General features: G+C 66.2%; 8 protein-coding genes. All 8 read left to right on the top strand.

Annotation, left to right across the window (positions count from 1 at the left end; genetic code table 11):
- A partial coding sequence (locus tag ACTS1X_RS14005; protein WP_442615023.1) for an SPOR domain-containing protein occupies positions 1-714 on the top strand: 714 nt, incomplete at its 5' end.
- Positions 711-1,874 (top strand): deoxyguanosinetriphosphate triphosphohydrolase, encoded by a 1,164-nt coding sequence (locus ACTS1X_RS14000; RefSeq protein WP_442615022.1) that lies wholly within the window; start codon positions 711-713, stop codon positions 1,872-1,874. The genes ACTS1X_RS14005 and ACTS1X_RS14000, both read left to right, overlap by 4 nt.
- A gap of 112 nt (positions 1,875-1,986) precedes the next feature.
- Positions 1,987-3,606: a peroxidase family protein gene (locus ACTS1X_RS13995; protein WP_442615021.1), complete on the top strand. Its 1,620-nt coding sequence runs from the start codon at positions 1,987-1,989 to the stop codon at positions 3,604-3,606.
- Positions 3,607-3,691: 85 nt separating this feature from the next.
- Positions 3,692-5,422 (top strand): arginine--tRNA ligase, encoded by a 1,731-nt coding sequence (gene argS / locus ACTS1X_RS13990; protein WP_442615020.1) that lies wholly within the window; start codon positions 3,692-3,694, stop codon positions 5,420-5,422.
- Positions 5,422-6,189, top strand: a complete 768-nt coding sequence (locus ACTS1X_RS13985) for an SPOR domain-containing protein (RefSeq protein WP_442615019.1) — start codon at positions 5,422-5,424, stop codon at positions 6,187-6,189. Before argS ends, ACTS1X_RS13985 begins: the two co-directional genes overlap by 1 nt.
- Before the next feature lie 46 nt (positions 6,190-6,235).
- Complete coding sequence (nagZ, locus tag ACTS1X_RS13980) at positions 6,236-7,243, top strand: beta-N-acetylhexosaminidase (protein WP_442615018.1); 1,008 nt, start codon at positions 6,236-6,238, stop codon at positions 7,241-7,243.
- Positions 7,240-8,010: a segregation and condensation protein A gene (locus tag ACTS1X_RS13975; protein ID WP_442615017.1), complete on the top strand. Its 771-nt coding sequence runs from the start codon at positions 7,240-7,242 to the stop codon at positions 8,008-8,010. Before nagZ ends, ACTS1X_RS13975 begins: the two co-directional genes overlap by 4 nt.
- Positions 8,007-8,505: SMC-Scp complex subunit ScpB (gene scpB / locus ACTS1X_RS13970; RefSeq protein ID WP_442615016.1), on the top strand; the 499-nt coding region annotated here is incomplete at its 3' end. The genes ACTS1X_RS13975 and scpB, both read left to right, overlap by 4 nt.

Here is an 8,505-nt window from a genome sequence, read left to right as displayed (position 1 = left end):
CCGCCACCGCCACCGCCACCGCCACCGCCACCGCCACCGCCACCGCCACCGGCGCAAGAGCAGGCCGGGGAGCCGGACGCAGCGGAACCGGCGCGCAACTGGGTGCAACTCGCGACCGGCCCGACGCAGGAGGGGATGCGGTTCACCTATCGGCGCTATGCGCGGGCCAATGCCGTCTTTGCGGGACGCGAGGGTTGGTACACGCCGCTGGGCCAAACCAACCGATTGCTCGTCGGACCGTTCGACAGCGGCGCCGAGGCCCAGGCCTTCATCAACACCCTGTCCGAAGCGGGCATCGAGGCGCTGCGCTGGCGCAGTCCCGAAGGCCAGGCGGTTACCCGTCTCTACCGCGAGGGCGGATCGCCCCAGCCGACCGAAGCGGCCATGGCGGGCGGAACCGCTGACGCCGCGCCCGAACCTGACGCCGCGCCCGCGCATCCCGCGCGCACCTGGGTGCAGGTTGCGATCGGCCGCGAACAATCGGCGCTGCGCTTCACCTATCGGCAATTCTCGCGCCGTGCGCCGAACGCGTTCGAGGGAAAAACGGGCTGGTTCACGCCGTGGAACGCGACCAACCGGCTGCTTGTCGGCCCATTCGACAGCCGCGCCGAGGCCCAGGCCTTTCTCGATGCGATCGCGGCGGAAGGCGAGATTGACGGCCACACCTTCCGCAGCGCGGAGGGGCAGGAGGTCACCCGCCTCGATCCGCGATGACGCTCGCGCCCTTCGCTTCCCGGCCGGCGCAATCCCGGGGCCGCCTGCATGACGAAGGGCGGGACGAAATGCGCGGACCGCGCGATGCGTTCCAGCGCGATCGCGACCGGATCATCCATTCGGTCGCCTTCCGGCGGCTGCGCGGCAAGACCCAGGTCTTCGTCGCGCCCGATGGCGATCATTTCCGCGTTCGCCTGACCCATAGCCTGGAAGTCGCGCAGATCGGCCGGACGATCGCCCGCGCGCTCGGGCTGAACGAGGATCTGACCGAGGCGCTGTGCCTCGCCCATGACATCGGTCATCCGCCTTTCGGCCATGCGGGCGAGGATGCGTTGCAGGCGGCGCTCGCCGATGCCGGCGGGTTCGATCACAATGCGCAGACGCTGCGCATGCTGACCCGGCTCGAGCATCGCTATCCGCGCTTCGCCGGGCTCAATTTGAGCTGGGAGACGCTGGAAGGACTCGCCAAGCATAACGGCCCTGTCGAAGACCCGTCCTGGGCGCTGGCCGATGTCGATGCCGAACATCGCCTCGACCTCGGCACGTTCGCGAGCCTGGAAGCGCAGGTGGCAGCGCTGGCCGACGATATCGCCTATGACAATCACGACATCGACGACGGGCTGCGCGCGGGGCTGTTCGACCGCGAAACCCTGTTCGCGATCCCCGAAATCGCGGAGATCTGGGAGCGCGCCGCATATCGCTTTCCGGATGCCGGTCCCGCGCAGCTTGCCTCCGAACTGATCCGCGAACAGATCGGGCTCATGGTCAACGATCTGATCGCGGAAACCCGCGCCTGCGTCGCCGATGCGGGCGTCGAAAGCGCCGACGATGTCCGCGCGGCCGGCCGCCGGCTCGCCGCCTTTTCGCCCGCGATGGCGGACCATGAGCGGACGCTCAAACGCTTTCTCTACGCGCATATGTACGAGCATCCGAAACAGGAGGAGGTCGCGGACGCGGTACGGACCGTCGTGGAAGGGCTCTATGCGGCCTATCACGCCGAACCCGTGCTGTTGCCCGAAAACTGGCGGAAGAGCTTGCCTGACGAAGAGCCGCATCGGGCGCGCCATATCGCCGATTTCATTGCCGGCATGACGGATAGTTTTGCGATCCGCTGCTATCGCGATGTGGTGGGTCCGCTGGAACTGCCCGACGGCTTTTGATCCCGGATGGATCAGGTCCGGCTACGTTTCTCCCTCAAAAGATGGTAGTTTTCGGCAAGCGCGGTCAACGGCGCGACGGTCGCGAACGTCATTCGGGAGAAGGGAGAGAAACATGGGCAGTTTCCTCGAAGATGTCGGGATCGGGCTGTTATCCGCCGTCCTCGGCAAGAAGAAGACCAACGCGTTCCTGATCAACCGGCTGGTCAAACGCGGGCGGAACCGGCCGCATGCCTGGAGCACGCGCGACGATTACATTACCTGGCCGGGCCTCAAGGATCGCAGCTATTTCGGCCGCCTCCTGCCGGGCACGCGCTGGCCCGGCGTTACGCCGCCGGCCTTGCCGCCGCCCGAAGAAGTGGTCGAACTCTTCCTCGCCGGTCCCAACGGCCAGCGGCTCTGCCCCAAATCCACCTGCCTGTTTCCGGCCTTCGCGCAATATCTGACCGACGGCTTCCTGCGCACCCAACTCTCCAACGTCGATGCGGAAGAAGACCGGACCCGGACCACATCCAACCATGAAATCGATCTCAGCACGCTTTACGGGCGTACCGGGTGGCAGACACGGGCGCTCCGGCTCCTGTCCGGCGATTCCGGACGCAAGGGCCGCCTCAAATCCGAGGGGATCGACGGCGAGGAATGGCCGTTACGCCTCTATCTGCCGGGCGGCGAACAGGTCGATCCGCAATTTCTCGATGCGGAGACCGGCCGGCCGATCCTCGATACGCCGCTCGGGATCAGCCACACGACGCCCGAAATGCGCGAAACGCTGTTCGCGGTCGGTGGTGACCGGGTCAATGCCGCCCCGCAGACCGCGATGATGAACGTCCTGTTCCTGCGCGAGCACAACCGGGTGGCGGCCCTGATCGAAGGCGATCATCCCGAGTGGGACGACGACCGGGTGTTCGAGACGGTCCGCAACATCCTGATCGTGATGTTCATCAAGCTCGTGGTCGAGGAATATATCAACCATATCAGCACCGCGAAGTTCAAACTCCGCGCCTGGCCGGAGGCCGCCTGGACGGCGGACTGGAACCGCGAAAACTGGATGACCATCGAATTCACGCTGCTCTATCGCTGGCATTCGCTGGTTCCGCAGAAAACGCGCTGGGCCGGGCAGGATATCGACGGCAATCTGCTGCTGCTCAACAACAGGGTGCTGCTCGATGGAGGGCTTGCGAGCGCCTTTGTCGATATCTCCGCCAATCCGGCGACCGAACTCGGTCTCGGCAACGCCGCCGATTTCATGCGCAAGGCCGAAATGGATGCGCTGCGCCAGTCCCAGGTGAACGCGGTGCAGGGCTATGCCGCGTACCGGAAGGCGATGGGCAGGGACGTGCCCGAAAGCTTCGTCAAGCTGGTCGGCACGTCGAAGGATCCCGCCGAACAGGCGCGGCGCAAGGCACTCGTGGGCGAACTCGAACGGCTCTACGGGTCGGTCGACCGGCTCGAATTCTATACCGGGCTCTTCGCCGAACCCCGCGAGCCCAACGGCCCCTTGCCGGACCTGCTGACAGCCATGGTCGCAATGGACGCCTTTTCCCAGGCGCTGACCAATCCGCTGCTTTCCGAACATGTCTGGGGAGATGCGGAAAATCAGCGTCAGACGTTCACCGAGCGGGGCATCGCGATCATCACGGAAACCGGAAGTCTCCGCGATATCCTGGCGCGCAACGCGACGGGGCTCGACGATCGCTTCGTTGGCATGACGCGGCCGGAATGGCGGCGCGAATGAATGCGGCGTGCCGCCGTCCACGAGCGGAATTGCCCAGCGCCCCCTGATCGTCTAATCGCCCGGCTCGCACAAGAACGGGAAGCCAGTGACCATCTACACCCAGTTCGCCGATCATATCGGCGCCATTCTCGATCGTCTGGCCGAAGCCGGGGACATTCCCGCCGGGCTGGATCGCGGCAATGTGGCCGTCGAACCGCCGCGCGATCCCGCCCATGGCGATCTGGCGACCAATGCGGCGATGGTGCTCGCCAAGCCGGCCGGCCGGAATCCGCGCGAACTGGCGGCGCTGATCGCGCCCAAGCTCGCCCGGCTCGATGGCGTATCCGCGGCCGAGATTGCCGGACCCGGCTTCATCAACATCCGCCTCGATGATCAGGCCTGGCGCGACGAATTGCAGACCATCGCCGCCGAAGGCGCAGACTATGGCAAATCGGCGATGGGGGCGGGCCGGACCGTCAATGTCGAATATGTTTCCGCCAACCCGACCGGGCCGCTGCACATGGGCCATTGCCGGGGCGCGGTCGTGGGCGATGCGCTGGCGAACCTGCTCGAATATGCCGGCTATCGGGTGATCCGCGAATATTATGTCAACGATGCCGGCGGGCAGGTCGATACGTTGGCGCGCTCGGCGCATATCCGATACCGCGAGGCGCTGGGCGAGGATGTCGGCGACATTCCCGAAGGCCTGTATCCGGGGGAGTATCTGAAGCCGGTCGGCAAGGCGCTCGCCGACGAATTCGGCGATCGCCACGCCCGGTCCGACGAGGCCGAATGGTTGCAGATATTCCGCGAGCGTGCCGTGGCGGCGATGCTGGACCTGATCCGCGCGGACCTCGCGCTGCTCGGCATCCGGCACGACATCTTCGCCTCGGAGGCGGACGTGCTCGCGGCCGGCAAGCCGCAGGCGGCGGAGGCCGAGCTGCGCGCCCGCGGCCTGGTCTATGACGGCGAACTCGAAAAGCCGAAGGGCAAGACGCCCGAGGACTGGGAGCCGGTCGAGCTGCCGCTCTTCAAATCGACCGAATTCGGCGACGACCAGGACCGGCCGATCCGCAAGTCGGACGGATCGTGGACCTATTTTGGCACCGACCTCGCCTATCATTTCCAGAAGAGCCAGTCGGCCGACATACTGATCGACATCTGGGGCGCCGATCATGCGGGCACGGTCAAGCGGATCAAGGCGGCGGTGGCCGCACTGACCGGGGGCGAAACGGAATTCGACGTCAAGCTCGTGCAGATGGTGCGACTGCTTCGCGACGGCGAACCGGCGAAGATGTCGAAACGGTCGGGCAGTTTCATCACGCTTGCCGATGTCGTGGACGAGGTCGGCAAGGATGTCGTGCGCTTCACGATGCTGACGCGCAAGGCCGACGCCCAGATGGATTTCGATTTCGCGCGCGTCGTCGAGGCGTCGAAGGACAATCCGGTGTTCTACGTCCAATATGCGCATGCGCGCATCCGCTCGGTACACCGCAAGGCCGAGGCCGAATGGATTGCGCCGGACGGCGAGGCGGATCTCGGCCTGCTCGACGGCGAGGAACTGGCGCTGGTCAAGCGCGCGGCACAGTTTCCGCGGATCGTCGAGGCGGCCGCCGGTGCCTATGAGCCCCACCGGATTGCCTTCTATCTTTTTGATCTTGCAGCAGAATTCCATGCTTTGTGGAATCGTGGTAATGACCATCCGGAAAAGCGGCTATTGATAGTTAACGACCCGGAACGGACCCGGGCCCGGCTGGCCTTGGCGGCCGGAATCGGGCAAATCATACGCAATGGCCTGGCGATCATGGGTGTGGAAGCCGTCGAGGAGATGGAGTGATGAGTAACGAGGACGTGCTGGATGCGCGCGAGGAAGAGCGTTTGCCGTGGCTCGAGGCGGTCGAGGAGGATGAGGATGAGGGCGTCAGCCTCATGAAGCTGATCGGCGGCGTGCTCGTGGTGCTCGTCGCCATCGCGCTGGTCGTCGGCGGGATTTTCTGGCTGCGCGATTGGGGGCCGGCCGCGCCCGACGGCGCCGAACTGATCGCCGCACCCGAGGAGGATTATCGCGTGCGGCCGAGCGAAGCCGGCGGCATGGAAGTCGAAGGCGAGGGCGATGCGGCGTTTGCGGCAAGCGAAGGCGGCAGCCCCCAAGGCCGGATCGACCGGAGCGCGACGCCGGAGGAACCGGTGTCCGGGCGGCGGGTCGCCGCGACCGCGGGCGAGAATGCGGGCGATGAAGCGGGCGACCGGCCGACGGGCGCCGCGAGCGCGCGCATCCCGGCGTCCAACCGCAGCCTCGCCGAGTCCGCGCCGCGCCCCTCGGGCGGCAATGCCGCCGCCTCTTCGGCCGGCGCGACGGCGGCGAGCGGGCGACTTATCCAGCTCGGCGCGTTTTCCAGCGAGGCGGCTGCGAACCGCGCCTGGACCGAGATCGGCCGACAGAATAACAGCCTGAATTCATTGCAACATTCGGTGACGCCGGTCCAGGCCGGCGGGCGCACGCTGTACCGGCTCCGCGCCGCCGCCAGCTCGCGCGAAGCCGCCCGATCGCTCTGCACCCGCTTGCGCAATGCCGGGCAAGCGTGCAGCGTGGTGGTTAACTGATCGAGGGCCCGCTGGGCGTACACGAGATCGACAACGAGAAAGCGAAATGAAGCCCGTCGTCTTTGGCATTGCCGCGGAAAGGGTGAATGACGAAGAGCGGGCGCTGTTCCGCGACAGCGATCCCGCCGGCTATATCCTGTTCGCGCGCAACGTGGTGGATCGCGATCAGCTGCGGGCGCTGACCGACGAACTGCGCGCGATCTCCGGCCGCGACAATGTGCCGATCCTGATCGACCAGGAAGGCGGACGCGTCGTCCGGATGAAACCGCCAGTCTGGCCCGAATTTCCGCCCTGGGCGACATTCGATGCGCTCTACGACAAGGCGCCGATTTCGGCGATCGAGGCGGCGCGCAGCAATGCGCACGCGATCGGTCTCACGCTCGCGGAATGCGGGATCACCGTGGACTGCCTGCCGCTGCTCGACGTCCGCCAGTCCGGCGCGCACGACGTGATCGGCGATCGCGCGCTCGGTTTCGAACCGATGCGTGTGGCCGCGCTCGGCCGGGCGGTGCTCGACGGCCTGGCCGATGCGGGCGTGGCCGGCGTGGTCAAACATATCCCCGGACATGGCCGCGCGATGGTCGATACGCACAAGGCACTGCCGCGCGTGACCGCCTCGGCCGAGGAACTCGCCATCGACGTCGCGCCGTTCAAGAAACTGGCCGACGCGCCGATGGCGATGACGGCGCATATCGTATTCGAAGCTTGGGACGCGGACCGGTGCGCGACACTGTCGCCGATCGTGATCGACACGATCATCCGCGGCGAAATCGGGTTCGACGGGCTGCTCTTTTCCGACGATCTCGACATGCAGGCGCTGGCGGGAGACCCGGCCGACCGCGCCGTCGCCGTGGTCGAGGCCGGCTGCGATATAGCTCTCAACTGCTGGGCCCGGATGGACGAGATGAAACGCACGGTCGAACGGCTCGACGATATATCGGCGGAATCCCGGGCACGTCTCGACCGCGCGATGGAGAGCGTGCGTCCGGTTCAAACCGCCGACGCGCTCGATGCGCTTCTGCAGAAACGCGACAGCCTGTTGGCCCTGGCGTGAGCGAAGCGGAAACAGACATTTTCGAGGACGCGCCCGAGGTCGCGGAGGCGGAGCGGCTGACGCTGGACCTCGACGGCTGGGAAGGGCCGCTCGACCTGCTGCTCAGCCTCGCGCGGACGCAGAAGGTCGATCTGCGCGAGATTTCGATCCTCGAACTGGTCGAACAATATCTGGCCTTCATCCACGACGCCAAGGCGCTCAAACTCGAAATCGCCGCCGACTATCTCGTGATGGCGGCGTGGCTGGCCTATCTCAAATCCTGTCTGCTGCTCCCCAAGGAGGAGCAGGAGGATCCGAGCCCCGAGGAACTGGCCCTGCGCCTCCAGCTCCGGCTGCAACGGCTCAACGCGATGCGCGAGGCGGGCGCGCGGCTGATGGCGCGCAACCGGATCGGACGGGACGTTTTCCTGCGCGGCGCGCCGGAAGGCATCCGCGTGATCCGCAAGAGCCGCTGGCAGGCCGAGCTCTACGACCTGATCGCCGCCTATGGCCAGCTGCGCGCGCGCACCGAGCCGGCGGTCCATATCGTCGCGCACCGCCCGGTCATGACGCTCGAAGAAGCGCTGGCGCGGCTCGAGCGGCTCGTCGGCCTGACCGTCGACTGGACGACTCTCGAAAGCTTTCTTCCGGACAGCGCAGACAGCGGCTATCGCCGGTCGGCGCTGGCCTCGAGCTTCGTAGCCGCGCTGGAACTCGCCCGCCAGGGCAAGGCGGAAATTCAGCAGGACGACCATTTTTCCGATCTGATGGTGAGACAAGGTAAATGACCGAAATCAGCGACGATGTCCGGGCGATCGAGGCGGCGCTGTTCGCCGCCGAGGAGCCGCTGACGCTCAACGACCTGTCCCAGGCCGTCGGCGAGGATGTCGATGTCGGCGCGGCGCTCGACGAACTGCAGGCCCATTATGCGGGGCGCGGCATAGGCCTGGTCGAGCGCGGCAAGCGCTGGCATTTCGAAACCGCGCCCGATCTTGCCCATGTCCTGCGCCGGGAGCGCGAGGAACCGCGCAAGCTGAGCCGCGCGGCGACCGAAACGCTGGCGATTATCGCCTATCATGAGCCGGTCAGCCGGGCCGAGATCGAGTCCATTCGCGGCGTGCAGATTTCCAAAGGCACGCTCGACGTGCTGATGGAGGCGGGCTGGGTGCGCCCGGCGGGTCGCCGTGAAACGCCGGGAAGACCGTTAATATACGCAACAACCACTGTATTTCTCCAGCATTTCGGGTTAGAGAACCGGCGCGACCTACCCGGTCTTGATGATC

It is taken from the genome of Parasphingopyxis sp. (assembly GCF_052168275.1).
GTDB lineage: Bacteria > Pseudomonadota > Alphaproteobacteria > Sphingomonadales > Sphingomonadaceae > Parasphingopyxis.
This window is presented reverse-complemented; position numbering and strand designations above follow the sequence as displayed.

Excerpts from the sequence above, each read along its gene's own strand:
- ACTS1X_RS14000 (WP_442615022.1), top strand. The coding sequence starts at position 711 with ATGACGCTCGCGCCCTTCGCTTCCCGGCCGGCGCAATCCCGGGGCCGC.
- ACTS1X_RS13995 (WP_442615021.1), top strand. The coding sequence starts at position 1,987 with ATGGGCAGTTTCCTCGAAGATGTCGGGATCGGGCTGTTATCCGCCGTC.
- ACTS1X_RS13985 (WP_442615019.1), top strand. The coding sequence starts at position 5,422 with ATGAGTAACGAGGACGTGCTGGATGCGCGCGAGGAAGAGCGTTTGCCG.
- nagZ (WP_442615018.1), top strand. The coding sequence starts at position 6,236 with ATGAAGCCCGTCGTCTTTGGCATTGCCGCGGAAAGGGTGAATGACGAA.